21 protein-coding genes are annotated in these 25,648 nt (G+C 63.3%); 12 read left to right on the plus strand and 9 right to left on the minus strand.

Annotated elements, in window-relative coordinates; genetic code table 11:
- Positions 1 to 263: 263 nt before the first annotated feature.
- Positions 264 to 1,412 (plus strand): ABC transporter substrate-binding protein, encoded by a 1,149-nt coding sequence (locus AB7G19_RS11610; RefSeq protein WP_283017298.1) that lies wholly within the window; start codon positions 264 to 266, stop codon positions 1,410 to 1,412.
- 92 nt (positions 1,413 to 1,504) lie between these two features.
- Here AB7G19_RS11610 and AB7G19_RS11615 read toward each other — a convergent pair whose 3' ends face one another.
- Genes AB7G19_RS11615 through AB7G19_RS11635 form a run of 5 tightly spaced genes read right to left on the minus strand, consistent with a single transcriptional unit; the run spans position 1,505 to position 8,003 of the window.
- Complete coding sequence (locus AB7G19_RS11615; RefSeq protein WP_028149204.1) at positions 1,505 to 2,734, minus strand: Gfo/Idh/MocA family protein; 1,230 nt, start codon at positions 2,732 to 2,734, stop codon at positions 1,505 to 1,507.
- Positions 2,735 to 2,767: 33 nt separating this feature from the next.
- Complete coding sequence (locus AB7G19_RS11620; protein ID WP_231142813.1) at positions 2,768 to 4,393, minus strand: dipeptide ABC transporter ATP-binding protein; 1,626 nt, start codon at positions 4,391 to 4,393, stop codon at positions 2,768 to 2,770.
- Between the two features lie 36 nt (positions 4,394 to 4,429).
- Positions 4,430 to 6,025 carry a gamma-glutamyltransferase gene (ggt, locus tag AB7G19_RS11625; protein WP_283017297.1) on the minus strand — a complete coding sequence of 532 codons (1,596 nt, stop codon included), beginning with the start codon at positions 6,023 to 6,025 and terminating at the stop codon, positions 4,430 to 4,432.
- On the minus strand, positions 6,022 to 6,798 hold the full coding sequence (gene nagB, locus AB7G19_RS11630) for a glucosamine-6-phosphate deaminase (RefSeq protein WP_231142809.1): 777 nt from the start codon (positions 6,796 to 6,798) through the stop codon (positions 6,022 to 6,024). The genes ggt and nagB overlap by 4 nt, the downstream gene beginning before the upstream one ends.
- A complete protein-coding gene (locus AB7G19_RS11635) occupies positions 6,795 to 8,003 on the minus strand; it encodes an ROK family transcriptional regulator (protein WP_354096543.1) in 1,209 nt (402 codons plus the stop codon). The genes nagB and AB7G19_RS11635 overlap by 4 nt, the downstream gene beginning before the upstream one ends.
- A 231-nt stretch (positions 8,004 to 8,234) precedes the next feature.
- On the opposite strand from AB7G19_RS11635, the gene AB7G19_RS11640 reads away from it, so the two are divergent.
- The 6 genes from AB7G19_RS11640 to AB7G19_RS11665 all read left to right on the plus strand — a co-directional run bounded on the left by AB7G19_RS11640 (position 8,235) and on the right by AB7G19_RS11665 (position 14,720).
- On the plus strand, positions 8,235 to 9,746 hold the full coding sequence (locus AB7G19_RS11640) for an ABC transporter substrate-binding protein (protein WP_283017296.1): 1,512 nt from the start codon (positions 8,235 to 8,237) through the stop codon (positions 9,744 to 9,746).
- A 57-nt stretch (positions 9,747 to 9,803) separates the two neighbouring features.
- Positions 9,804 to 10,745 (plus strand): ABC transporter permease, encoded by a 942-nt coding sequence (locus AB7G19_RS11645; protein ID WP_028149199.1) that lies wholly within the window; start codon positions 9,804 to 9,806, stop codon positions 10,743 to 10,745.
- On the plus strand, positions 10,742 to 11,614 hold the full coding sequence (locus AB7G19_RS11650; protein WP_028149198.1) for an ABC transporter permease: 873 nt from the start codon (positions 10,742 to 10,744) through the stop codon (positions 11,612 to 11,614). Before AB7G19_RS11645 ends, AB7G19_RS11650 begins: the two co-directional genes overlap by 4 nt.
- Positions 11,615 to 11,864: 250 nt before the next feature.
- Positions 11,865 to 12,953 (plus strand): AI-2E family transporter, encoded by a 1,089-nt coding sequence (locus tag AB7G19_RS11655; RefSeq protein ID WP_283017295.1) that lies wholly within the window; start codon positions 11,865 to 11,867, stop codon positions 12,951 to 12,953.
- Between the two features lie 170 nt (positions 12,954 to 13,123).
- The gene (locus tag AB7G19_RS11660) at positions 13,124 to 14,236 is read left to right on the plus strand and encodes an acetate kinase (protein WP_354096559.1); all 1,113 of its coding nucleotides are present in this window, start codon (positions 13,124 to 13,126) and stop codon (positions 14,234 to 14,236) included.
- Between the two features lie 40 nt (positions 14,237 to 14,276).
- Positions 14,277 to 14,720: a potassium channel family protein gene (locus AB7G19_RS11665; RefSeq protein ID WP_063981851.1), complete on the plus strand. Its 444-nt coding sequence runs from the start codon at positions 14,277 to 14,279 to the stop codon at positions 14,718 to 14,720.
- 195 nt (positions 14,721 to 14,915) lie between these two features.
- Here AB7G19_RS11665 and AB7G19_RS11670 read toward each other — a convergent pair whose 3' ends face one another.
- Entirely contained in the window at positions 14,916 to 15,599 is a 684-nt protein-coding gene (locus AB7G19_RS11670) for a helix-turn-helix domain-containing protein (RefSeq protein WP_166100662.1), read from the minus strand.
- A gap of 221 nt (positions 15,600 to 15,820) precedes the next feature.
- On the opposite strand from AB7G19_RS11670, the gene AB7G19_RS11675 reads away from it, so the two are divergent.
- Both AB7G19_RS11675 and AB7G19_RS11680 read left to right on the plus strand, forming a co-directional pair.
- The gene (locus AB7G19_RS11675) at positions 15,821 to 16,444 is read left to right on the plus strand and encodes a response regulator transcription factor (protein WP_135216474.1); all 624 of its coding nucleotides are present in this window, start codon (positions 15,821 to 15,823) and stop codon (positions 16,442 to 16,444) included.
- A gap of 183 nt (positions 16,445 to 16,627) precedes the next feature.
- A complete protein-coding gene (locus AB7G19_RS11680) occupies positions 16,628 to 16,996 on the plus strand; it encodes a response regulator transcription factor (RefSeq protein WP_441267833.1) in 369 nt (122 codons plus the stop codon).
- Positions 16,997 to 17,010: 14 nt separating this feature from the next.
- Here AB7G19_RS11680 and AB7G19_RS11685 read toward each other — a convergent pair whose 3' ends face one another.
- The 3 genes from AB7G19_RS11685 to AB7G19_RS11695 are packed head-to-tail and all read right to left on the minus strand — an operon-like array spanning position 17,011 to position 20,205.
- Entirely contained in the window at positions 17,011 to 17,595 is a 585-nt protein-coding gene (locus AB7G19_RS11685; protein ID WP_231142801.1) for an invasion associated locus B family protein, read from the minus strand.
- A gap of 22 nt (positions 17,596 to 17,617) precedes the next feature.
- A complete protein-coding gene (locus tag AB7G19_RS11690; protein ID WP_428841237.1) occupies positions 17,618 to 18,505 on the minus strand; it encodes an alpha/beta hydrolase family protein in 888 nt (295 codons plus the stop codon).
- Positions 18,506 to 18,516: 11 nt separating this feature from the next.
- Positions 18,517 to 20,205, minus strand: a complete 1,689-nt coding sequence (locus AB7G19_RS11695) for an aspartate:alanine exchanger family transporter (RefSeq protein WP_231142799.1) — start codon at positions 20,203 to 20,205, stop codon at positions 18,517 to 18,519.
- A 135-nt stretch (positions 20,206 to 20,340) separates the two neighbouring features.
- Between AB7G19_RS11695 and AB7G19_RS11700 the strand changes: the two genes are divergently transcribed.
- The 3 genes from AB7G19_RS11700 (at position 20,341) to AB7G19_RS11710 (ending at position 25,646) form a co-directional block, all read left to right on the plus strand.
- Entirely contained in the window at positions 20,341 to 21,015 is a 675-nt protein-coding gene (locus AB7G19_RS11700) for a YoaK family protein (protein ID WP_231142798.1), read from the plus strand.
- Positions 21,012 to 22,709 carry a SulP family inorganic anion transporter gene (locus AB7G19_RS11705; protein ID WP_231142797.1) on the plus strand — a complete coding sequence of 566 codons (1,698 nt, stop codon included), beginning with the start codon at positions 21,012 to 21,014 and terminating at the stop codon, positions 22,707 to 22,709. Before AB7G19_RS11700 ends, AB7G19_RS11705 begins: the two co-directional genes overlap by 4 nt.
- 183 nt (positions 22,710 to 22,892) lie before the next feature.
- Positions 22,893 to 25,646, plus strand: a complete 2,754-nt coding sequence (locus AB7G19_RS11710; protein WP_283017293.1) for a decarboxylase — start codon at positions 22,893 to 22,895, stop codon at positions 25,644 to 25,646.
- Positions 25,647 to 25,648 lie beyond the last annotated feature (2 nt).

The raw sequence follows: 25,648 nt of genomic DNA on the forward strand, positions 1-25,648 counted from the left end.
CTGTTAGGCCAATAGTCCGAAGCAAAACATACGCAATGAACCGTACTCCTGCGGCTTGGGCCAGCGCCTGGCTTGATACGCGGGTCCTTGTCCCTAGGCATAGGGACAGACACAGCCCTGCGATCCGCTTAGGGTCGCTCGCCTGGTTGCTCGTAACCCCGGGACAGGGCTCGAACATCGGACGATCTCCTCCGGGTCCTTGATGCTGCCCCGCGGGTCCGATGCAACTGGCCGAAGCACCGGGGCGGACAGGGAGGAGCTACATGACTATCGGTTTTACGCGAGTTTGTCTTGTTGTGGCCTGCGTACTTTATGGATACGCGGCGCATGCGGAAATTAAAGTCGGAATTGTGATTTCGGCCACCGGCCCGGGATCTGCGTTGGGGCAACCCCAGCTCAAGACTGTCGCAGCTCTGCCAAAAGAGATCGGCGGAGAGAAGGTGACCTACATCATCCTGGACGACGAGTCTGATTCCACCAAAGGGATCCAGAACGCGCGCCGGCTCGTGATCCAGGACAAGGTCGACGTGCTGGTCGGGTCTTCTCTGACGCCGGTGACCATGCCGATGCTCGACGTCGCGCTGGAGTCGAAGACGCCGCTGCTATCGCTTGCGGCCGCCACCGCCATCGTTCAGCCGCTGGACGACAAACGGGCCTGGGCCTTCAAGGTCGTCCCCAACGATGACCTGATGGCGAGCGCCATTCTGAAATACATCGCGAAATCCGGCGCGAAGGCGCTTGGATTTATCGGTGTTTCGGATGGGTATGGCGAAGGTTACTATAAGGAGGTGAGCCGCCTTGCGCCGACCTTGGGTCTGACGGTGACCACACATGAAGTCTACGCGCGTGCGGATACCAGCGTCACCGGCCAGGCGTTGAAGGTGATGTCGACGAATCCTGACGCCGTCTTCATTGCTTCTGCTGGTACCCCGGCGGTCCTGCCGCAACAGGCGCTCCGTGAGCGCGGATACACCGGAAAGATCTTTCAGACGCATGGCGTGGCCAGCGAGGAGTTCATCAAGCTCGGAGGCGCGACCGTCGAAGGCGCTATTTTCGCCGGTGAGGCCTTTACCATTGCGGCCGATCTTCCGGCAGGAGATCCGTTCCGTCACGCCACGGAGCAGTTCGTGACCGCCTATGAGGCGGTGAACGGTCAGAAGCCCAATATGTTCGCGGCTCACCTCTGGGATGTCGTCGCGCTGATCGGGAAAGCTGCTCCGAACGCGCTGAAGACGACGAAGCCGGGCACGCCCGAGTTTCGTGCAGCTCTGCGGGACGAACTCGAGCGCGGGGAGAACGTCTATCTCAACAACGGGCTATCGAACATGAGCAAGACCGACCACAACGGCTATGATGAACGCTCAGCCTTTTTGATCAAGGTCGAGGGTGGGAAGTTCCGCTTGGCGAAATAGCAGCGCGCCATCCTCGGGAAGACACGATGTTGAAGCCGAGCTTCTCGTCGGTGATCTCGACTCCTCGGCCTGAAGGACAAGGCTTCATGCCGTCAGCGAGCCACGAGAGGAACATAGTGTTCGAGTTCGGGATCGGGGAAATGGATCGTCCGGCCAAGCTCCGCGGAGCGATAGAGCCCCATAAGCATTTCCATGACGCCGACCCCGTCATCGAAGGTTTCTGCCGGACTCATGCCTCGCCTGAATGCCTCCACCATATGGCGGTTCTCGTCGGTGTAGCCGTAGATGCCGGCTTCGTCCTCGACCACCGGCATCAGACCTTGCTCGGAATTCTGCTTCTCGACGAGATCCTCGCCCTCTGATCCGCTGATCGCGCGGGAGAGGAAGACCTTGAGGCCAGTCGAGAGCGAGGAGAACTCCATCGAATATTCGGGACCAAGCAATTCAAGCTGGATGCGCAAGCCGGCACCGACATATGCCCATGAGGTTGTCGCCTCGATCATCAATTGATGCCCGTCGGTATCTTCCATCGTAAGTATCCCGCGCGCAAAATCTTCGACCGGACGTTTGGTGAAATCGACACCCATTCGCCTCTTGAGGTCGGCAGCGTAGTGGGGGCGCGTCCATTTGAGATTGGCCGTCGTGGCGCTGGCGCTGACCAGCCGTAAGGAGTCGCGCTTTGCGCCGGGCGCGGTCAGCATGAAGCGTGCGACCTCGACTGAATGGCACATCATGTCGGAGAGCACGCCCCCTCCTTGCTTGTCGCCTTGCCAGAACCATGGCTCGTGCGGTCCTGAATGCTCCTCGGCGGCACGCGCGAGATAGGGGCGTCCACTTCCGGGTACGGCTCGGCGCCAGATGATGTCCTTGCCGCGCATCACCGCGGTCGAGAAAAGCTGGTTCTCCAGATAACCGTGAAGCAGGCCTGCATCTTCGACGAGCCTGCGCATTTCCCGTGCTTCGGCAAGCGTGCGGGCGAGCGGCTTTTCGCAAGCAATGGCGCGCAGGGGAGCCCCGGCCTTGGTCACGCGGTGGATCTCGCGCATGATGTCGAGACGGCTGTCGTTCGGCGTCAGCAGCCAAAGCGCATCGACCTCGCCGGACATTGCCATCGCCTCGATGCTGTCAAACACATGCGCCGGCCCAAGGCCAAGATTGCGCGCCTTGTCGGCAATGCGCGTCCGCCGTTCGGCGGAACGGCTGTAGACGCCGCCGACGCTGACGTTGCGCACGCCGAGCATGGACTGCAGATGGAACGCGGCAATGAAGCCGCTGCCGACAAGGCCGATGCGCAGCATTGGAAGTTCCGTGAGCTTCTGCATGTCAGAGACCTCCTTCAATGAAAATGTGGTGGTTCAGACCGACGTGGACGTTCTGCGTTGCCTGCCCGGGATCGCGGCCAGCAGTGCCTGCGTGTAGGGATGCTCCGGCCGTTCCAGCAGATCTACCGTCGGCCTGATCTCGACGATTTCTCCGAGGCGCATCACTGCGATCCTATCGCAGACCTGGGCCGCGACGTTGAGATCGTGGGTGATGAACAGCACTGCCAGCCGCAGCCGCGCCTTCAATGTCTCGAGCAAGGTGAGCACCTGCGCCTGGACAGAGACGTCGAGCGCTGACACCGGTTCGTCGGCCACCAGCACCTCCGGGTCGAGCGCCAGCGCGCGCGCAATTCCGATCCGCTGGCGTTGCCCTCCGGAGAATTCATGCGGAAAGCGTCGCGCGGCGCTCGGGTCGAGACCCACGAGCGCCAGCAGTTCCTCGGCACGCGCGAAGGCCTGCGCCGGCGGGACGCCGTGCGCGATCGGCCCGTCGGCGATAATTCGCCCGACGCGGCGGCGTGGATTGAGCGAGGCGAAGGGATCCTGGAACACCATTTGGACATGCTTGCGGGCGGCCCGCAGGCGGGCACCGCGAGCCTTGGAGAAATCGAGTTCGCCGATACGGACCACGCCCGCATCGGCGTCGGTGAGACGCATCACCAGCCGACCGATCGTGCTCTTGCCCGAGCCGGACTCTCCGACGAGGCCGAGCGTCTCGCCGCGCCGGATTTCGAAGGTCACATTCTTTACGGCTGCGACCTCGGTCTGCGAGCTGAACCAGTCGCTGCCACGATAGATCTTCGCAAGTCCGGTCGCGGCGCAGGCGATCGGTTCGTCCTGGACCCGGGCCCGGACCGGCGGGGTCCCGCCGGGCACCGCGGCGAGCAGCCGGCGCGTATAGGGATGCTGCGGGCGTTCGAGCACGTCCTCCACGGATCCCTGTTCGACGACGCGACCCTTCTCCATGACCGCGACGCGGTCCGCGATGTCGGCGACGACGCCGAAATCATGGGTGATGAACAGCACCGCCATGCCGCGCCGCTGCTGAATGTCCCGGATCAATCGAAGGATCTGTGCCTGTGTCGTGACGTCGAGTGCCGTGGTTGGTTCGTCCGCGACCAGGATCGATGGTTCGAGCGCAAGGGCCATTGCGATCATGGCACGCTGACGCTGGCCACCCGACAACTGATGCGGGTAGCTATGGATGATCCGCTCGAGGTCGCGCATGCCTACCTCTTCGAGGAGGGCGCGCAAGTGGGTTTGCCGCTCAGTTGGCGTGAATTGTCCGTGCGCCTCGAACGCTTCCATGATCTGGTCGCCGATCCTGATCACAGGATTGAGCGCTGTCATCGGTTCCTGGAAGATCATCGCAATGCGTCGCCCGCGCAACGTCCGCCATTCTGCTGCGGGGAGGTTCAGCAAATCGCGTCCCTCAAAGTGTATGGCCCCTGCAACCGGGCGAATAGCCCTGGGCAGCAGGCCCATTACGGCAGAGGCGCAGACCGATTTACCGGAGCCGGATTCACCGACGACGCAGAGGATTTGCCGCGGATACAGGGCAAGCGAAACGTCCTCGACGGCAGAGGCGCGATCTCCGCCGGCGGGCAGCGCCAGCGTCAGCCGCTCGATCGACAGGATCGCCTCCGTTGTCTCGCTCATGCTGCCCGATCCGACATCACGTCTTTCTCATCCTGGTCACGCCGCCAGTGCAATGCCGTCCTTGCGATGGTCCGACGCGCCGAGAATGACGCCCCTGGAAAGATCGACGTGCACGGCCTGACAGCCTCCGAGCGGTTCGTCCGCCCTGATCACGCGGTGACCGCGCGCAATCAATTCGTCGGCGACGGAGCCGGGAATCGTGGGTTCGAGGCTCAGCGTACCATCAAACGCAAAGCTGCGCGGCGCATCCGAGGACTGCTGAATGTCGAGCCCACGGTCGAGCACGCCGCTCAGGATCTGCACATGTCCCGCCGCCTGGTATTGTCCACCCATCACGCCAAAGGCCATGATCGGCTTGCCATGCTTCGCCAGCAGACCCGGAATGATGGTGTGAAAGGGACGTTTTCGCGGCGCAATCGCATTGGGATGTCCTTCGAGAAGGGAGAATCCCGAACCCCTGTTCTGTAATAGCACGCCAGCGCGCGGAGCGTAGATGCCGCTGCCGAACGCGAAGAAAAGCGAATTGATGAAAGATACCATGTTGCCGTCGCGGTCGGCGACCGCAACGTAAGCCGTGTCACGATGAACAGGCATGTCAAAATCTGCTGATGCGCCGGCACGCTTCCGGTCGATGGAGGAGCGCAATGCCGCGACTGACGACTCCGAGAGCAGCGAGTCGACATCGAGCGGACGGAATTCCGGATCGGCTACCAGCGCGTCGCGCTGCCGGTAGGCCGCCTTGGTTGCCTCGGCAAGGAGGTGAATGCGATCCGCCTCGCCGAGCGCCGGATTGGCCATGTCGAAGCCGGCAAGGATGCGGGCGATCAGCAGCGCCGCGACGCCCTGTCCGTTAGGCGGACATTGCAGGATTTGATGATCGCGGTAGTCGGCGCTGATCGGCTCGACGTACTCCGATCGGGCACTTGCGAGATCTTCAAGCTGCATCATTCCGCCCAGCGCCTTCAATGTCGCGACGATTTCTTCGGCGACGGCACCTTCGTAAAACGCGGCGCGCCCCTCGCGTGCGATCCGGCGCAGCGTCGCGCCGAGTGCGGGATGATTGAGCTTGCTACCGACGGCGGGCGCAGCGCCACCGGGCAGATAGACCGGTACGCCAGTCCGATGTCGTTCGATGCGATCGGCGTAGCGTGCCCAATCCAGCGCGGCGCGGGGCGTCACCACAAAGCCGGTCTCGGCCGCGCGGATCGCCGGCGCCAGAACCTCGTCCAGGCCTTTTGAACCATAGTCGCCAGAGAGGCGGCACCAGGCATCGACCGCACCCGGAACTGTGACTGCATGGGGTGAATCGTCCGGGATCGACGCCAGCCCGCGTTGCCGAAACCAGCCGAGTTCGGCCTTCGCCGGCGCTCGGCCCGAGCCGTTGACAGCGACGGGCTTGCCGGAGGCGGGAGCATAGATCGCAAAACAGTCGCCGCCGATGCCGGTCATATGCGGATCAATGACACCCTGGAGGGCGATCGCGGCAATGGCGGCATCGACCGCATTGCCGCCACTGCGCAGGATCTCGACCGCAGCGAGCGTGACGGCCGGATGAGAGGTCGCGGCCATGCCCCGGTCGCCCACCGCCAGTGAGCGCCCCGGCACCATGAAATCGCGCTGTCCCCAGCTCATGCCCTTCTCCGATTGTTGTTGTGGGGCCGCGTGGCGAGGGCTCCGGCAGCCGGTTCATCGCAAAGGATATCGACGTTGCCGTGCAGGCGGAGTGCCGAGGCAGGACAAGCTGCTGTGATCGGACCCTCGATCGCGGCTGCGAGTGCGGCTGCTTTCTCCGGCCCCTTGGCGATCAGGAGGATGCTCCGAGCCTCCAGGATTGTTGCTATGCCCATTGTGATCGCACGTTCGGGAACCGACGCCGGATCGGGAAAATTAATGGCATTCGCGATGCGGGTTGCTTCATCGAGTCTGACCTCGCGGGTACGTGAAGCGAAATCCGAACCTGGCTCATTGAAGCCGATATGGCCGTTGGCGCCGATGCCGAGGAGCAGGAGGTCGATGCCCCCGGCAGCCGCAATCTGCGCCTCATAGCGCGCGGCCTCGGCGGCGACGTCGTCGGCCGTGCCATCGGGGATCTTTGCCCGACCGGCTTCCATATCCACATGCCCGAACAAATGCTGCTGCATGTAGGCATGGAAGCTTCCGGCCGATTGGGGGGCGACGCCCACATATTCATCGAGGTTGAAACTCGACACCGTTCGGAATGAGATGAGGCCGGCGCGGGTCGCGGCGACAAGGCGGGCATAGAGCGGCGCCATTGTCGCTCCGGTCGCAAGACCGAGGGTAACCGGCCGTCGATCGTGCAGCCGCGCGATGACAAGCGCGGCTGCTCGTTCCGCGACGGCGGCGGCATTGCCGACAATCTCGATTCTCGGCGCCTGCTCTCTCATGCCGCGACATCTGCTGCCGTGAAAGGAAGAGCCAGTGGGCCCGCATCCTTGCCGATGCCAAACAGCGAGCGATGCACGAGGTCGATCGCGCTGCCGATCGCGCCGATCAGCGTGGCGCGATTGCCGAGCGCGCTGAGCTCGATACGAACAGGCTCGCGCATGCAGCGTCCCAGATGTTCATCGATCCGGACCTTCAACTCGGGCCGCGCGCCGATACTGCCGCCCATGATGATGATTTCCGAATCGAGGATGCTGTGCACCGCCAGGATCGCGGTCGTGAGGATCCGGCTGACTTCGTCGATCGTCACTCGTGCCGCCTCCTCGACCGCGAGCCGATCGAAGACATCGCGCACGGTACTGCCGGGCGCGCCGCCGAGCCCGATGTAGCGTTCGACAATGCCGGCGCTGCCGATCGCGGTTTCCAGGGTGCCGAACCGAAGGCCACGCGCATCGTAGGGATCGCCCCCAAGCGGCAGGTAGGCAATCTCGCCGGCCGCCCCGCGTGCACCACGCACGAGATAACCGTCCGAAAAGATGCCCATGCCAATGCCGGTGCCGACTGCGATGAAGGCGAAACTGCGCGCCTTGCGGCTGTTGCCGCGCCAATGCTCCCCGATTGCGGCGAGATTGACGTCATTTTCGATGGCGACGTCGATTCCGAGCCGTTCGCGCAGCGCGGCCCTCACGTCCAGGCTATCCAGTCCGGGGATATTGGGCGCGATGGCGATGCTGCCCGACGCGGGGTCGACCATCCCCGGACTTCCCATCACGCCGCCGCGCAAGCGTTGCGCCGATACGGACGCACGCTGAAGCAGGGCATCCTTCATGCGATCGATCTGTGCGACCACGGCAGCGCCGCCGTCGCAGGATGTCGGTTCGATGCTCTCGGCGACGATCTCACCGTGCAGATCGGCAAGTGCGACGTGCAGTTTTGTGCCGCCAAGGTCGATACCCAACACGAAGGCGGCGTCCGGCCGGAGCGCATAGGTGACGGCGCTTCTCCCCACGCTGCCCTGGATTTGACCGTCCTCATGGACCCAGCCGTCGCGCTCGAGATCACGCATCACTTCGGAGATGGTCTGCTTGGACAGGCCCGTGCTGCGGGCGATTTCGGCGCGCGATACCGAGCGATCACGCAGCAGGCGCTCAACCACAAGGCGCACGGATTGCTGTCGCGCAACGGGCGATGAGGGGGCGTCTGGCATGGGCCTCAATCCAATTAGTCAATATGCCGAACTAATACCTCGCCTGATCTGCCGTCAAGGGGCGTGGTGTAAGGATTTTTCGCCTCCAAGAGCGATGTGTTGTAATTTAGTTCCATATCCTAGGGTGATTTGTTCGAGATGTTTACAAATAGGTTCAGTCGTGCTTGTCTTGACCTTCAACAGCAGAGCCTTGGAAGCTTTGGGATAGGCGTGCGACGAAAGGAATTCCGTATGAAGCGGACGGGCACGGCGTTGGCGGCAATTCTGATGATCGCATCGGGCCTTGTTTCGGCGAGTGCCGCGACATTGCGGGTTGGCATCCAGGACGATCCCGATGCGCTCGACCCGGCACTCAGCGGCACATACTCCGGCCGCTTCGTGTTTGCGGCGCTGTGCGACAAGCTTGTCGATATCTCCCCCGACCTCAAGATCGTGCCGCAGCTGGCGGAGGCTTGGGAGTGGTCCGCGGACGGCAAGTCGATCACGTTTACGCTGCGCAAGAATGTCACGTTCCACGATGGCACCGCGTTCGATGCAGCGGCAGTCAAGTTCAATATCGAGCGCATGAAGTCGATGCCGGATTCCAAGCGCAAGGCGGAGCTGGCGCCGGTCGCGAGCGTCGAAGCGCTTGCCGCGGACAAGGTGAAGTTCAACCTGTCGGAGCCGTTCGTGCCGCTGCTTGCTAATCTCAGCGATCGTGCCGGCATGATGGTCTCGCCCAAGGCCGCCACGGAGAAAGCCGGGGAATTTGCAGCCGCGCCGGTCTGTGCCGGTCCGTATCAATTTGCCGAGCGCAAGTCGCGCGACCTCATTCGGGTCAAGAAATATCCCGGCTACTGGGACGCTGCACGGGTCGGCTATGACGAGGTCGTCTACTACTACGTTCCCGACTCGACCGTGCGGTTGTCGCGTGTCCGGGCGGGCGATCTCGATCTCGCGGAGCGTATCGCGCCGACCGATCTCAAGACCGTGCGCGACGATCCCAACCTCGCCCTGCATTCCGGCCAGGGACTTGCCGTCTCGCATCTGATGTTCAATGTCGGCGCGGGCGCGAAGGCCGATACGCCACTCGGCAAGAACTCGACGCTGCGTCAGGCCTTTGAGCTGGCGATCGATCGCAATGTCATCAACCGCGTCGCCTTCAACGGCGAGTTCCTGGCGGATAACCAGATGATCCCGCCGTCATCTCCGTTCTACGATAGCGCGCGCAAGGCGCCGGCTCGCGATGTTGCCAAGGCCAAGGCAATGATTGCCGCCGCCGGAATGACTCGCGTGCCGGTCGAGATCCAGTACGAGAATACGGCCGGCGATTCCCGGGTCGCACAGATCATACAGTCGATGGCGGGCGAGGCCGGTTTCGACGTCAAGCTGCTGCCCATGGAAACGACCACGGCCATCGAGCGCTACATGAACGGCAATTTCGAAGCCTATATCGGCAACTGGAGCGGCCGCGCTGACCCGGACCCGACACTGGTCGCCTTTTTCAGTTGCGCGGGCTCCCAGAACGTCAACAAGTACTGCAACAAGGATCTCGATGCGATCCTGAACCAGGCCCGGGGCGAGGCTGACGAAGCCAAGCGCAAGGCACTCTACGCCAAAGCGACGGACATTTACCTGACGGCGCTCTCGTCGATTCCGCTCCATCACCCGAACTGGTTCTTTGCGGCCCGCAAATCGGTCGGCGGCATCGTCATGGTGCCGGACGGTCTGTTGCGTCTGGTCGGTGTCAGGCCCGTGAATTGATGCGCAACGCCTCGCGCCCGCCGATGCGCTCGCCCTGGTGAGGACCAGTCTGGCCCGATGAAGAGTTTGCTTCTGCGCCGGCTTGCCGTCCTGCTGCCGACCCTGTTGTTGGTGTCGATGATGGTGTTCGGTCTGCAGAAACTGCTGCCCGGCGATCCTGCGCTGGCGCTCGCCGGAGAAGAGCGTAATCCCGAAGTCGTTGAGTATCTTCGGCAGAAGTATCGCTTCAATGATCCGATCCCGGTGCAATACGCCGTCTGGCTGAAAGCCCTGGTGCACGGTGACTTCGGCACGTCGGTACGCACCCGATTGCCGATCGGCACCATGCTGGCGGAAAAATTGCCGGTGACCGCTGAGCTCGCGATGCTGTCGATGCTGGTCGCGCTGCTCGTCGGGTTGCCGATCGGGATCTTCGCGGCGCTGGGGCGCGGGACGCCCTTCGACTACGGCGCCAGTCTGTTCGGGCTTGCCGGACTGTCGATCCCGCATTTCTGGCTGGGGATCATGCTGATCCTTCTGTTCTCGGTGAATCTCGGCTGGCTTCCGGCCGGAGGTTTCGTTCCGCCGTCCGAGAGCGTGGGAGGCAACCTGCTTTCGATGCTGATGCCCGCTTTGGTGCTCGGCACGGGCACCGCTGCGATCATGATGCGCCATGTCCGCGGCGCGATGATCGAGGCGATGAAGCAGGACTACGTGCGCACCGCCCGCGCGAAGGGCGTCCGCGAAAGCACCATCGTGCTGCGTCATGCGCTGCCGAACGCGCTGATTCCCGTGGTCACGCTGGGCACACTGCAATTTGGCGAACTGCTGGCCGGCGCGGTGTTGACGGAGCAGGTCTTTTCCATCCCGGGGTTCGGCAAGATGGTCGTCGACGGCGTGTTCAGCCGCGATTATGCCGTGGTTCAGGCGGTCGTGCTCTGCACAGCAGCCGTATTCCTCCTGATGAGCCTGATTGCCGACGTGGCGTATGTGCTGCTCAATCCGAGGCTCAGGTCATGAGCTCGATTGAGACGGTGCCGGTCGCAAGTCAGGCACGCGCCGCCGCTCCTTCGGAAATTCGTCGCCTGTTGCGCGAACCATCCGCCGTCATCGGGGCCACGATCATCCTGTTCTTCGTCGTGCTGGCGGTGTTTGCCTCGTGGATTGCGCCGTACGATCCAAACTCGCCGGACTGGATGGCGATTCGCGCGGCACCCGGTGCGGCACATTGGTTCGGCACCGACGATCTCGGTCGGGACGTGCTGTCGCGCGTGATCTTCGGCACGCAAGCCTCGCTTGCCGCCGGCATCGTCTCCGTGACGGTCGCGGTGCTGATCGGCCTTCCGTTTGGTCTCATGGCCGGCTATTTCGGCGGCCTCACCGACATGGTGATCTCGCGCTTCGCCGATGCGCTGCTCGCTTGCCCCTTTCTGGTGCTGGCGATTGCGCTCGCCGCGTTCCTGGGCCCCAGCCTGCAAAATGCGATGATTGCCATCGGCATTTCCGCGGTACCGGTTTTCGTTCGTGTTGCGCGTGCCGAGACGCTGGTTGTTTGCACCGAGGATTACATCGCCGCGGCCCGGTCCCAGGGCCTCGGCCATCTCGCCATCCTGACCGGACAGGTGCTGCCGAACGTGCTTGCGCCGACGATTGTGCAGGCGACGCTGACCATGGCGATCGCAGTTCTCGCCGAGGCGAGCCTGGCCTTTCTGGGGCTTGGCCAGCTTCCTCCGGCCCCCTCATGGGGCGCCATGCTTGACGTTGCCAGGCAATTTCTCGGCGAGGCGCCATGGATGGCCTTCTGGCCCGGGCTCGCGATCATTGCGCTCGTCATCGGCTTCAACCTGATGGGTGACGGCCTGAATGATGCCCTCAATCCCAGGCACTAGATGGAAGACGAGCCTGTTCCGCTGAAGACTCCGCGGCGTGGCCTAGGGCTGTTTGATTTCAGGCGGCAGAGCAAAGCCTGTCTTGTCCGAGCGCTGCAGCGCGCAGATCCGATGACACAGGTCGATGACGTGCCCGTCGTAGACTAGCGTGTATTGGCGCGAGCATTTGGCGCGCCATTGATCTGTATCAAGCCCGCCGTGGGATAGGGGCCGCTAGGCTTCCAGCAGGAGCGCTGCCCGGACACAGGCCTTGAACACTCTTCGCCAGCATCGGTCTATCGACGGAGTCATCCAGCTCGTGATCCGGCTCGGATTGCTGGCGCTGCTGATCCTGTGGACTTTCCTCATCATCCGCCCCTTCGTGCCAATCCTGGCCTGGAGTGCGGTGCTCGCGGTGGCGTTCTATCCAGTCTTCGGCTGGCTTGCCAAGCGCCTCGGGGGCCGCCCGCGCACCGCCGCGTCCATTCTCACGCTGGTTACGCTGGGCATCGTCATTGGTCCTGCGGCCTGGCTCGGCATGAGCGCAGTCGACGGGATCAAGGATCTCGCGGGCCAGATCAGCAGCGGCGATCTCACGCTTACGGAGGCGCCCGAACAGATCAAGAGCTGGCCGCTGATCGGCACCCAGCTCTACGATCTCTGGACCCAGGCCAACAGCAATATTCGCGCGGCGCTGAGCGAGGTGATGCCGTATCTGAAACCGCTTGCCGGGATGATGCTGTCGCTCGCCGGTGATGCCGGTGTCGGCACGCTCCAGTTCCTGCTGTCGGTATTCGTCGCCGGCTTCCTCTTTCCCTACGGTCCGCAGCTCGTCGACGCGGTGCGCGGCTTCCTGTTCCGGGTCGTACCGGAGCAGAGCGAGCATTTTCTGGAGCTCGCCGGCGCGACCATCCGCGCGGTGTCGCAGGGCATCATCGGTGTCGCAATCGTGCAGTCGCTACTGGCCGGAATCGGCTTCAAGCTCGCAGGCGCCCCGAGTGCCGGCCTGCTGGCATTCCTCGTCCTGTTGCTGTCGATCGTGCAGATCGGCCCCTTTCTCGTTCTCTTCCCCGTGGTCGTCTGGATCTGGATGGACAAGGACGTGACCACGGCGGTGCTCCTGACCGTCTTCCTCGGCGCCGTCGGCATCCTCGACAACATCCTGAAACCCATCGTCATGGGGCGCGGCCTGACCACGCCGACGATCGTGATCCTGATCGGGGTGATCGGCGGAACGCTCGCGCACGGAATCATCGGCCTCTTCATCGGGCCGATCATCCTGTCGGTCGCCTGGGAACTCTCGGCGGCTTGGATCCGGAACGACCGCGCCGCTGCGCCGAAAAGGCCGGAAGAGACCTGAATCTTCGCGCGCATCACCTTTGACCTAAGTCAATCCTCTCGACTCCCGGTGCGCCTTGATTGGGCGTAGGCAGATCTGACCTCAGGCATGTCGATGGCCCATCAAACGTCGCAGCGGGATTGCACATTCGGGCAAACGTCGCCGGCGATGACGGCCGTCGACTGATCGCCATGGATGCGATCCTTGCCATCGATGCGAAGGCAGGAGGCGTGAACTTCCAGCTCTTCTCCGTGCGAGGCGAGGGGAGGCTGGAACGGCAAATCAAGGGACGGCTTGACGGGCTCGGCCGCCATCCGCGCCTCAGGGCGAGCAGAGCGAACGGCGATCCGTTGGCGCACCGCACCTATCAGAACGACGACGTCGATGACATCCTGGCGGCATGCGCGGTTGTCGATAGCTGGCTGCGGGACGAATTGGGAATCCAGCCGTTGGCCGTGGGACATCGCGTCGCTCAGGGAGGACCGGATGACGCCCGGCCGGCCCTGATCGATGACGCCGTGATGGCGCGTCTGGAACGGCTGATTGCACTCGCGCCGCTGCTTCAACCGTATAATCTTGCGCCAATCCGTATCATGCAGGCCAATCATCCGGCGCTACCGCAAGTCGCCTGCTTCGATACTGCGTTCCATCTTGGCAAGGTCGTGGAGAACGGCAGCTATCCTATTGCGCATCAACTCTGCGCAGGTGACGCAAGGCGATACGGGGCTCACGGTCTTTGCTACGAGTCGATCGCACGAACTCTGGCGCTTGAGGCCCCCGAGATTGCCGCGCGCCGCGTGATCGTTGCGTGCCTCGACGACACCAGCTCGATGTGCGCGCTGAAGGAAGGCTGCAGCGTCGAAAGCACGAATGGATTCTATGCTTTTGGCGCATCGCCGTCGGACTATTCCGCAGGTGAAATCGATCCCGGCGACGCATTTCTGTTCACCAATCCGGGTGACGACGGTGCGGCGGCTCGTTTTCTGCGAGCAGAACAGGCCGTCGAGCACCTCGCCTACTGCGCCGGCCTCAACGCCGGCCTGCTCGCGGCCGCGCAGGAGGGGCTTGACGCCTTTGTTTTCACCGGCGCGATCGGCCAAGGCTCGACCGCGATCCGCGCGCGCATCGCCGAAAGGCTGAGCTGGCTCGGTGCCATACTGGATGCGAAGGCCAACGCCCATAACGCACGGCTGATCTCGCGCCGCGATAGTCGTATCCCTCTCTACGTGCTCCCGTCCGACGATGAATTGACCATCGCGCGGCACACGTTGGCGCTCTTGTTGAACGGGCCGTCGCCACGTTGAGGCAGCTTCCCGGAAAGCTGAAAAGGATTGGCGGCGCTCGATGCTTCTTCAATTCCTCGTCGGTACGCTGGTCAGCGTGATCAATATCGGAATCCATGCGCTGGTGACCATCGTCGCCGTCGGGATCGCCCGCGGCGCGGGCTTGCGGCAAACCAGGAGACCAAGAGCGCACCTGATGGGTGTCATGGTCGCGACAGCCGTGGTGTTGCAGGTCGCGCATACGCTGGAGGTTCTGGTGTGGGCTCTGATGTATGAAGTCGTTCAGGCCGCCGCACCGGGCAGTGATGCGCTCTATTTCGCCTTCGTCAACTACACCACGCTTGGCTACGGCGATATCACGCCGGTGCGCGAATGGCGCCTCATCGGCCCGTTGACGGCTATGAATGGTGTCCTGCTTTTCGGCTGGTCGGCCGCCATCCTGTTCGAGGTCTTGCGCAAGACTCTCGAGCACCTCGGTGTAACCCAGGCGCCTGGCCTTAAATGATCCTGATACCGATGGAGGCTTCGGTCGGAGCCGAACTCACCCCATGAAAAGGATCATGGCCGTGAACGCCACCGGCAGCGTCCCGAACAAAACGACTGCGATCCGAAATGCGGTCTCGTTCCACATCGGAAGAGGCTAGCATCGGACGGTACCGGTGTGATGTGCAGTTTGTGCCATTCGCCGGTGTCGGCCCGCTCAAGGCTGCAGGTCGAGGCTTGCAAGCTGGTGCCGATCCAGCAGCACGATCTGACGCTGGGTGTTGCCGACGAAGCCGAGGGCGCCGAGCTCATGGAGCCGTGACAGCGCGCGGGATACCGTCTCCAGCGTCAGGCCGAGGTAATCGGCGATATCGCGCCGCGACATCGGCAGCGCCATGACGCCGGACGCCGTCAACCGCCCGTCCATCTCGAGCAGGAACGCCGCGACCCGCTCCAGCGAGGTCTTGCGTCCCAGCAGCAGCATGTGGTCCTCCGCATGCTGGAGGTTGTTCGTGGTCATGCTGAGGAGGTTTCTGGCGACCATCGCATCGCTTTCGGCCACCATTTCGAGGCTTTGCCGTCTGACCAGGCGCACCGTTGTGTCGACGATCGCTTCCGTGGTGAAGCGGTGCTCGTTGCCGTTCTCCAGGCCAAAAATGTCGCCGGCGAGGTGAAAGGCGCCAATCTGCCTGCGGCCGTCCGACAGCAGCTTGTAGCTTCGCACCGCACCGGACGTCACCTGATAGACATATTCGGCGGGCTCTCTCTCCCCGTAGATTTCGCTGCCTTTTTTATAGGTAAATTGGCTTAAACTGACGAGCGCATTTGAATCGCTGGTCATGCCGAGGTCACGAAGGGAGTTGGGACGCGGCGTCGAATCCGCTGTAATGCGAACGAACATAGGCCAACTCCTCAGCTCATCGCCGAATTGGTCTGTCAGACGAAAAGTCTCGCCGCTGGGAATGCGCCGCGCCGTCCCACTCCCGTCGAAGTTGATTTACGACTAAGGCGGCATTCTCATCCATTGTCCCAAGGTTCATTGTACCAAGGGACAGCGTGGACGCCTGTTGGGAGGTTGTTGCGCGGATTGAGAAGCTGTCGGAATTCAGCAAGAGGTGATGCGTGCCCGGCCTTGTTCACGTGGTGGACGACGACGATTCCTTCCGGACGGCGATCGCGCGCCGGTTGAAGCTCGCTGGCTACGACGTTGCGACCTACGCATCGGCGCAGGATTTACTGGATGCGGCGCCTGATGACGCGCAGCCGGGATGCATCCTGCTCGACGTGTGGATACCGGGGCTGAGCGGCCCCGACTTGCAGACCCGCTTGGTCGCGTCGGGCTCGACGCTGCCAATCATATTCCTGACCGGACACGCCGACACGCCAACCACGGTGCAGGCCATCAAGGCCGGCGCGGAGGATTTCCTGACCAAGCCGGTATCCTCCGAGCAGTTGATCGCTGCGATTGAGCGCGCGCTGGTGCGCCAGCACACCGCGCAGGCGCATCGCGGAAGGCTCGAGACCTTCCGCATTCACCTCGCCGCATTGACGCATCGCGAGCGTCAGGTGTTCGATCTCATCGTCCGCGGCAGGATCAACAAGCAGATCGCGCATGAGCTTGGAACCACCGAGCGCACCGTGAAGGCGCACCGTCACCAGGTGATGGAGAAGATGCAGGTTCGTTCGCTGGCGGAGCTCGTTTCGATCGCGGAGCGGCTTGGAATGCTCGATACGAGCGACGATTAGCTGATTTGTCGTCACGGCACAGTTCCCGCGGTGTGACTTCCCCAAGAGACAATATGAAATTCGTTGGTGTGGTGCTGCCATGTAGGGCGGCGAATGCGGCGGTTTGCCCGACACGCAATTAGACCAGGCGAATATGGCGCCGGCGCCGCCGTGATCAGTCATTCGTCTCGAAGGGGCACTTCCTTGCCAGAGCGTGACTCTGTTTTTGTCGTCGATGACGATCCCTCCATCCGGACCAGCGTGAACAGGCTGCTCCGCGAGCATGGCTTTGCCGCGACGCTCTTCGACTCTGCTGGAGCCTTGCTCCATCACGGCAGCTTCGACAAGGCGATTTGCATCGTTCTCGATATCGACCTGAACGGAAGGTCCGGCATCGACCTGCGCCGGCAACTGGCCGAGGAGGGTGTCACAGCACCGGTGATCTACATCACCGGAAATGACAGCTCGGCGAACCGCGCCGCCGCGGTCGCGTCCGGATGCATTGCCTATCTGGTCAAGCCGTTCACGGCGGAGTCCCTGATCGAGTCGGTGGCGCGTGCGTCGGCTGCGTAACGCAGCACGGCCGCTCATTCGTCGACATATTGCTCCAACGTCCTGGCCGGTGCGCCCTTGTGGACGGACGCGAACTGCGCCAGCGGCACCGAGGTCGTCAATGCCAGCAGGTTTGAATCGACGACCTCGAGGACAAGTGTCTTCCCTGACATCATCTCCTTGATGATCGCGGGAGGCGCGACGTCGGCCGCAATGCAGGCGTTGGTCAGGCACCAGCTGTAGGGGATGCGGAGGGGGCTGCCCTGGTCGACGGTCAGCTTCGCCGGCTGTTGCAGGTACATGCCGACGGGCACGAAGAGCTGCAGCCTTGCCGAAGGAGTGCCCTCGCGCTCGATGAGGTCCACGCGCACGGCCGTCTGGCCGGTTGGAAACTTGCCGGTGATTGACGTCCGGCACAGCGTCGGCGCACCGCCTGCCTTGAAGCAGAGCTTCTGCCAGTCTCCGTAGACGATGTCCTTTGCCTCGCGCTGGCCGCGCGTCGCGACCTCGGCGGGTTTATCGGCCTGCGCGGATTTCGGCGCGGCGATGCCGGCACATGTCGCGCTTCCGGCGACCGCGACGACCAGCAGGCCAGAGAGACAATTGCGGGGACTCGGCATGATGTGCCTCCGAACCTGAACTCTATTTCTGCGCGTCGAGGAACTTCGCCACCAGCGGCGACCACAGCGGGATCGCGTCCGGAGAGCCGATGAAGAAATGGCCCTCGTTGCCGAAGGGCGGCATCAGATGATATTCGGCGCGGCCGCCAGCCGCCGTGAATGCTGCATGCATGCGCTTCGACAGGGCCGGGCCGAAGAACGTATCGTTTTCGATATAGAACCACAGCATCGGCACCCGCGAGGTCCGGCCAAAATCCGCGGTCGCTTCGACCAGTCTGTCCGGCGCGCAGTTGTTGTTGGGCTTGCCGTCGACGCGTCCGCCGCGACCTGCCGCAAAGGTGATGATCGCCTTGACCTGCGGCGGGTTCACGCTCGAGAGCGCAATGGAAGCCCAGCCGCCGGCGGACTGTCCGATGACGACGACGTCCTCTGGCAGAACGCGTTTCTCGGCGATCATGTAGTCGATGATCCAGAGATCGGCCAGCGCCAACGCACGTCCGGCGTCACGGAAGTTCGGGTTGGTGCATTTGCCGACCTTGGCGAAGAACGGCCCGTAGAGACCGTGCTCGGGAATGTCGATGGCGGCTGCGCCATATCCGGTGCCGACCGGCGCCACGACGAAATAGCCGCGTTTGGCGAACCACTTCGCTGCATCGCGGAATTCCACCAGCGGAAAGAAGCCGCGATCGACCGGCTTGAGCGACACGCCGTGGTTCATGATCGCGAGCGGGAAGGGGCCGTCGCCGACGGGCCGCACCACATAGGCGAACATCGGAAGCGGCAGCGGCAGCGCCCAGATCTCCTCCTGGATGCGGACATTGTCCTCGGCGCGCACCGGCAGGACGAAGGCGGCGAGGGTAAGTAGAGCCATCACGAACGGTCGGATGATTGCGGCCAATTGCCTGCGCATCGTCGCCTCCGTCAGCCGGTGTAGGTGAGGGCCACGATAATCGGGCCGAGTACGGTCAGGACGACATTGCCGACGGCGTAGGGCACAGCGACGCCGAGCACCGGCGTCTGGCTCTCGGCGACGTCGCAGGCTCCGGTCACCGCAGCATCGACGGTCATGGCGCCCGCCAGCGCACCGCAGGTGATGACCGGATTCATGTGCACCACATAGCGCGCAAACAGCGTCGCGACGATTAGCGGCACCAGCGTGACGACCAGGCCCATTCCGACCAGCAACACCCCGTGGGCCTGGATCGCAGTCCAGGCCGCGGCTCCGTTGCCGAGACCGATGGCGGCGATGAAGCCGCCGAGCCCGAGATCGCTCAGCGTCTGCTGCGCGGCGGGCGGCAAAGCGCCGATAGTCGGCCGGCGCGACCGCAGCCAGCCGCAGACGAGGCCCGCGATCAGCGCGCCGCCGCCGCCGCCCAGGGTCAGCGGAATACCGCCGACCTTGAAGCTGATGAGGCCTGCGAGCAGGCCCGCCGCGATACCGGTTGCGAGAAAAGCGATGTCGGCGCGGTCGCCGGAGCGCAAGATCTGTCCGACTTTCGTGGCGGCGCGCTCGATGTTGCGGGTGCTGCCGACGAGCGTCATGACGTCGCCCACATAGACGCGGGTATCCGGGCCCAGGGGGACCTCGCGGCTCATCCGGGTCAGCGTGCGGAGATAGACGCCGCGTGCGTCGTTGCCGACGCGTTCGGCGATCTCCTTGATCGACCGGCCATGGAGATCGCGGCTGTCGACGAGGACGTTGATCACGTTGCCCGGAATAGCCTTCAGAATCTCGTCGGCATCGATCTCCTTGCCGATGACCGGCTTTGCAGCGACGAGGGACGCCGTTCGCCCGGCAATGACGATGTCGTCGCCCGATTCGAGAATGGTGTCGAGGCGCGGCTCAACGTCGGCTCCATCCCGCACGATTCGCTCGACGACAGTGCGGCTGCCGATTTCCTCTTCGATATCCTTGACCGTGCGTCCCGCGGCGGTCGAGACCCGATAGGCGCGCGCTTGGAACTTCCGATAATGGAGATTTTCGTTCTGTGGCGGATTGCCGCCGGAAAGCTCCGCCTCCAGCTTCGCCGCCTCCTCCTTCAAATCGACCCCCATCAGCTTCGGCGCGACAAACGGCACGTACAGGAGTGTGAGGATGTAGCCGAGGACGTAAGTGACGGCGTAGCCGGCGGCGATGTTCGCCTCCTGCTGCTTAAAGGCGTCGTTGGGCAGGCCGAGTTGCGCCAGCGCGCCAGAGGCGGTGCCGATGATGGAGGATTGTGTCAGCCCACCGGCGGCAAGTCCCGAGGCCGTGCCCGGATCGAGCTTGAACGTGAAGGCGAATATCAGGACGAGGATCAGACCCGTGCCGCCGAGCACGAGCGCCATGACGACCTGCGCCAGAGTGCGGATGCTGAGGGACGCGAAGAACTCTGGGCCGGACCGGTAGCCGATCGTGAACACGAACAGACTGAACAGAATCACGCGCAGCAGCGAGGGGAACGTAAAGGTCCCGAGCTGGCCGATGAGCACGGCGACGACCAGGATGCAGGCCGTCGTTCCGATCGAGAAGCCGCGAACCTTGACGCGACCAAGCACCGTACCAATCGCAATGGCGAGCAACAGGAAGATCTCCGGAGCCGTGGAGATGATCCACCTAACGGTGCCCATGGCGCATGCCCTCCAGCAATTTCCGCCGAATCTGGTTCATGGAACCAGGCGACGCTTGATCCAGATCAATCCTCCCCCAAGGCAAGCTGTCGCCTATGGACCCATGCAGGAGTTGGGAGAGCCGATGTTTCGGACATGAGCACGATGGATATCGCCGCTGCTTCGTCGATACGCCGCGACGAGACGGTGCAAATTGCGTTGTTGCTCGCCTTCGCCGGCGGCTATCTCGATGCCTACACCTGGATCATCCACGGCGTGATGGCCAACGCGCAGACGGCCAATCTGGTTCTGCTTTGGGTCTATGGTTCGATCGGCATCTGGCCGGAAGCGCTGCATTTTGTCCCACCGATCCTCGCTTTTGCGGTCGGTATCGTGGTCGCAGCGTGGCTTCGCCGCGCGACCGGAGACCGTGCCAGCCCCATCAGCACGTTGATCGAAATCCTGCTGCTGATTGCCATCGGCATCTTGCACAATCGCCTGCCGGACCTCGCCGGCACGCTGGGCATCTCGTTCGTCGCCGCCATGCAGACCGCGGTCTTCACCAGGGTCGAAGGTGTGGCCTACAGCTCGGTGATGATCACCGGAAACATGCGGCAGGCAATTGAAGGCGTATTCGCCGCGGTATCCGGAGGCGGTTCGTTTCGGCGCTCTGGTATTTTTGCCGCACTATGCGGCACTTTCGGCCTCGGGGCCGCCGTCGGTGCCTTCGCGACCAAGCAGATTCCAAATCTGGCGCTTGGTGTCCCCGTGATCGCTCTCCTGACCGTGCTCCTGGGCTGTGAAGCCCGCCGCGCCGAGGCCCGCATATGAACGCGTTCGGGCGGATATCGCGGTTCTTTCCGCCGGCGACCTGGCTCGCGGACTATCGCAGCGCCTGGCTGCGTCCGGATGCCATCGCCGGCATCACGCTCGCGGCCTACGCCATTCCGGTGTCGCTCGCCTACGCGACGCTGGCCGGATTGCCGCCGCAGATCGGCATCTATGGCTATATGCTTGGCGGGATCGGCTACGCGCTGCTCGGGTCGTCGCGCCAGCTTGCGGTCGGTCCGACCTCTGCGATCTCGCTGATGATTGCGGCCACGGTCGGGGCGCTGGCCGGCGGAGACGCGGCGAAATATGGCGAGATCGCGAGCCTTGCCGCCTGCGCGGTGGCGCTGTTGTGCCTGATCTCCTGGCTGTTCAAGCTCAGCGTTCTCGTTCGCCTGGTCAGCGACAGCATATTGGTCGGTTTCAAGGCCGGCGCCGGGCTCACCATCATCATGAGCCAGTTGCCGAGCTTGTTCGGCGTCGCCGGAGGCGGTCACAATTTCTTCGATCGCGCCATCAAGCTCAGTGGTCAGCTCGGCGACACGAAGCCGCTCGTTCTGGCGATCGGGGCGATCGCGCTGCTGCTCCTGCTGCTCGGAGAACGGCGTCTGCCGGGAAAGCCGGTCGGACTCACGATCATGGCGCTGTCGATCGTGTTTGCGACGCTGCTTGGCCTTGCGTCCCTCGGGGTGCCGGTCACCGGGACGATCCCCGAAGGGTTGCCGGCGATTGGAATACCCAGGTTTGGTCTGCTCGAGCCCGACGAACTTTTCCCGTTGGCCGCGGGATGCGTTCTGCTGGCCTATATAGAGGGTGTCTCTGCGGCTCGCAGCTTTGCCGCCAAGCACGGCTATGCTCTGGATGTCCGGCAGGAGTTTTTGGGGCTGGGGGCGGCGAACCTGGTCGCCGCCTTCGGCCACGGCTATCCCGTCGCCGGCGGCCTGTCGCAATCCGCCGTCAACGACAATGCGGGCGCGCGCACGCCGTTGGCGCTGGTGATCTGCTCGGCGACGCTCGCACTGTGCCTGCTGTTCTTCACGGGGCTGCTGACGAATCTGCCCAAGGCGGTGCTGGCGGCCATCGTCTTTGCCGCGGTCTACAGGCTGGTCGACGTCCGTGCGCTGCTGCGGATGTGGCATGTCAGCCGGATCGATTTCTATGCTGCGGCGATTGCCCTGGTGTCCGTCCTGCTCCTGGGAATCCTGCAAGGCGTCCTGCTGGCGGCCATCGCGTCGATCGTGCTGCTGCTGGCGCGCGCCTCACGTCCGAATGTGGCGTTCCTCGGCCGGCTCCCGGGTAGCGGCCGCTATTCCGACAATGCGCGGCATGAGGGTGTCGAGCCGCTCGTCGGCGTCATCGCGTTCCGGCCCGAAGCCTCGCTGCTCTACATCAATGCCGAAACGATCAGGGAGGCAGTTTTGGACGCCTTGCTCAGATCGGTCGATATCAAGCTGGTAATCTGCGACCTCTCCGCATCGCCCTACATCGATCTGGCCGGCGCGGGCATGTTACGCGACCTTTACGACGAGCTCGCCTCCCGGCATATCGCCTTCTGCATCGTCGGTGCGCATGCGCAGCTGCGCGATCTGTTGCGGGCGGAGGGGCTGGCGGAGAAGACCGACAGCGGCGACTGGCTGCGGTCGCTGGACAGCGTTCTTGGCGATGCTCAGCCCAACGATGCCCGAGGAACGGTCTGATCTCTCAGCTGCCCTCCAATCGGTCAGCGATGGCCTATTGCGTTGCAAAGAGGCGTCGCCGGCCATGCTCCCGGCCCCGGCATATCGCGCGACCGTTGACTTGGATCAATGGAGCAAGCGGCGCTGCACTCACGATCCGGCATCACTCATGCCCTACGGCTTGATATGGATCGGGAGTGAAACATGTCCAAAGACGCCAAGCCCGCGCAGAAGCGCATCGATCAGTTCCTGTCTGGCCCCGGTGGACGGGCGGACGACTGGCGCGATCTCGTGGAAGCCGCAAAGGTTTGGGCGCGCGGCGGCGATCGTGCGAAATACGATGCCGCGCTGGCCGATCTCTCCGTGACGGAAGAGTTTCACGGCTATCCCGGGCTGCAACTGATGGGGGCTCTGCGGGAAGCGGCCGCCACTGGCGATGCGGCAACGTCGCTCGCCCTTGCGACACGGCTGACGCAGGCCCTGACGACGAGGTCCTTCCGCCAGCATGCCGGCGACTGGAATGTGAATGACGAGGATAATGGTGACGCCTCCGATCTGGTGCCGCAGGTGTTCGGGCAGCACACCGCACATCGCCCCTACTTCGAAACCCTGATTGTCACCGGCCTCTCGTCCGGCAAATGGCCCGCGCTCGTCAATGAATGGCGCAAGCTGCGGCGTCCGGTCGATTCCTTCGTCTATGAGCCGGTCATCGTCGGCAGCCTCGAAGACGCATTCTGCGCCACGATGCTCAACCCCAACATCGCAGCCGTCGTCATCAACGAAGGCTTCACTCTGCGATCGCGACACGACGCGCCGATCTTGCGCACCATGACCGCCACCGCGGGCCTTAATGACGAATCGGATGCGTCCGCACTGCGGCTCGCGCATATCATCAAGCGGGTGCGTCCCGAGCTTGACCTCTATCTGATGTCCAATCGCGACGTCGAGGCGATGGCGGGGGACCCCGAAGCCAGTGTGGTCCGGCGGATATTCTATTCGATCGAGGAACTCCTGGAGCTCCATCTGTCTATCCTCGAAGGCATCCAGGACCGCTTCGACACACCGTTCTTCGACAATCTCAAGAAGTATGCGCAGCGTCCGATCGGGACGTTCCATGCGCTGCCGATCGCGCGCGGCAAATCGGTTTTCAAGTCGGACTGGATCCGCGATATGGGCGAGTTCTACGGCTTGAACCTGTTCCTGGCCGAGAGCAGCGCGACCACCGGCGGCCTCGACAGCCTGCTGGAGCCGACCGGCAACATCAAGAAGGCGCAGGACAAGGCGGCGCGTGCGCTCGGCGCGGATCGCGTGTTCTTCGTCACCAACGGTACCTCGACCTCGAACAAGATGGCGGTGCAGGCGCTGCTCGCGCCCGGCGACATCGCGATCGTCGATCGCAACTGCCACAAGTCGCACCATTACGGCATGGTGCTGGCCGGCGCCCAGCCGATCTATGTCGAAGCGTTCCCGATGACGGCATATTCGATGTATGGCGCGGTGCCGCTGAAGACGGTCAAGCAGGCCCTGCTGAATGCGAAGGCGGATGGCCGGCTCGACCGCGTCAAGATGCTCGACCTGACCAACTGCACTTTCGACGGTCACATCTACAACACCCGCCGGGTGATGGAGGAATGCCTCGCGATCAAGCCCGACCTGATCTTCCTCTGGGATGAAGCCTGGTTCGGCTTTGCACGCTTCTCGCCATACCTGCGGCGGCGGACCGCGATGGGTGCCGCCAATGAGATCGAGGCCTGGATGCACGACCCGAAATCGGTCACGGCCTACGAGAAGCAGCAGGCCGAGCTCGGCAAGAACCCGTCGAACGAGGTGCTGCTCAAGACCCGGCTGATTCCCGATCCGCGTCAGATCCGCCTGCGCGTCTACCAGACCAACTCGACCCACAAGTCGATGTCGGCGATCCGGCAGGGCTCGATGCTGTCGGTCAAGGACGTCGAATTCCATACGGTCGAGCAGCAGTTCAAGGAGGCGGTGTTCACGCACGCATCGACCAGCCCGAACCAGCAGCTCATCGCGAGCCTCGACGTGTCGCGGCGCCAGATGGAGCTCGAGGGCTATGGTCTCGTGGCCAATGCGATGGAGATCGCGTTCGCTATCCGTAATGCGGTCAACAACAATCCCCTGATCTCGAAATATTTCCGCATCCTTGGTGCGGACGCGATGGTACCCGCGCAATACCGCCAGAGCGGCTTCACCGACTATCTCGCGGCCGGCACGAACTGGGCGAACATCCTGAAGAGTCTGGACGACGACGAGTTCTGCCTCGATCCGACCCGGATGACGCTGGTGTGCGGCACCGCCGGTTACGACGGCACGCAGTTCAAGGGCATCCTGGCGAACGAGTACAACATCCAGATCAACAAGACCTCGCGCAACTCGGTGTTGTTCCAGTCCAACATCAACAACACCCGCAGCGACGTCGCGCATCTGGTGAGGGTGCTGGCCGAGATCGCGGGCGAGGTCGACCGCGGACTTGTCCAGGGTGGCGCCAATGCGAAGAAGACATTCGAGGCGCGGGTCAAGAGCCTGATGACCGACGTGCCCGACCTGCCGAACTTCTCGCATTTCCACGATAGTTTCCGCGGCGATGCCGGCACCAAGACCAACGAGGGCGATATCCGCAGCGGCTTCTACTCGGCCTATGACGCAGCCGGATGCGAATATATCCGGCTCGGCGATCCCGAGATCGACCGCCGCCTGAAGGCCGGCCCCGATCTCGTCTCGGCCAGTTTCGTGATCCCGTATCCGCCGGGCTTCCCGATCATGGTGCCGGGCCAGGTCATCACCCAGGAAACCATCGACTTCATGCGCAAGCTCGATGTGAAGGAAATCCACGGCTACGACGCCAAGGAAGGCTTGAAGCTCGTACGCACCGAAGCCTTGGCGAAGATCGGCCGGCCCAAGCCGGGCGCCACGCCGAAGCTGAAGGCCGCATCATAACA

The sequence above is a fragment of the Bradyrhizobium sp. 215_C5_N1_1 genome (genome assembly GCF_052075935.1).
In the GTDB taxonomy this organism is placed as follows: Bacteria; Pseudomonadota; Alphaproteobacteria; order Rhizobiales; family Xanthobacteraceae; genus Bradyrhizobium; species Bradyrhizobium barranii.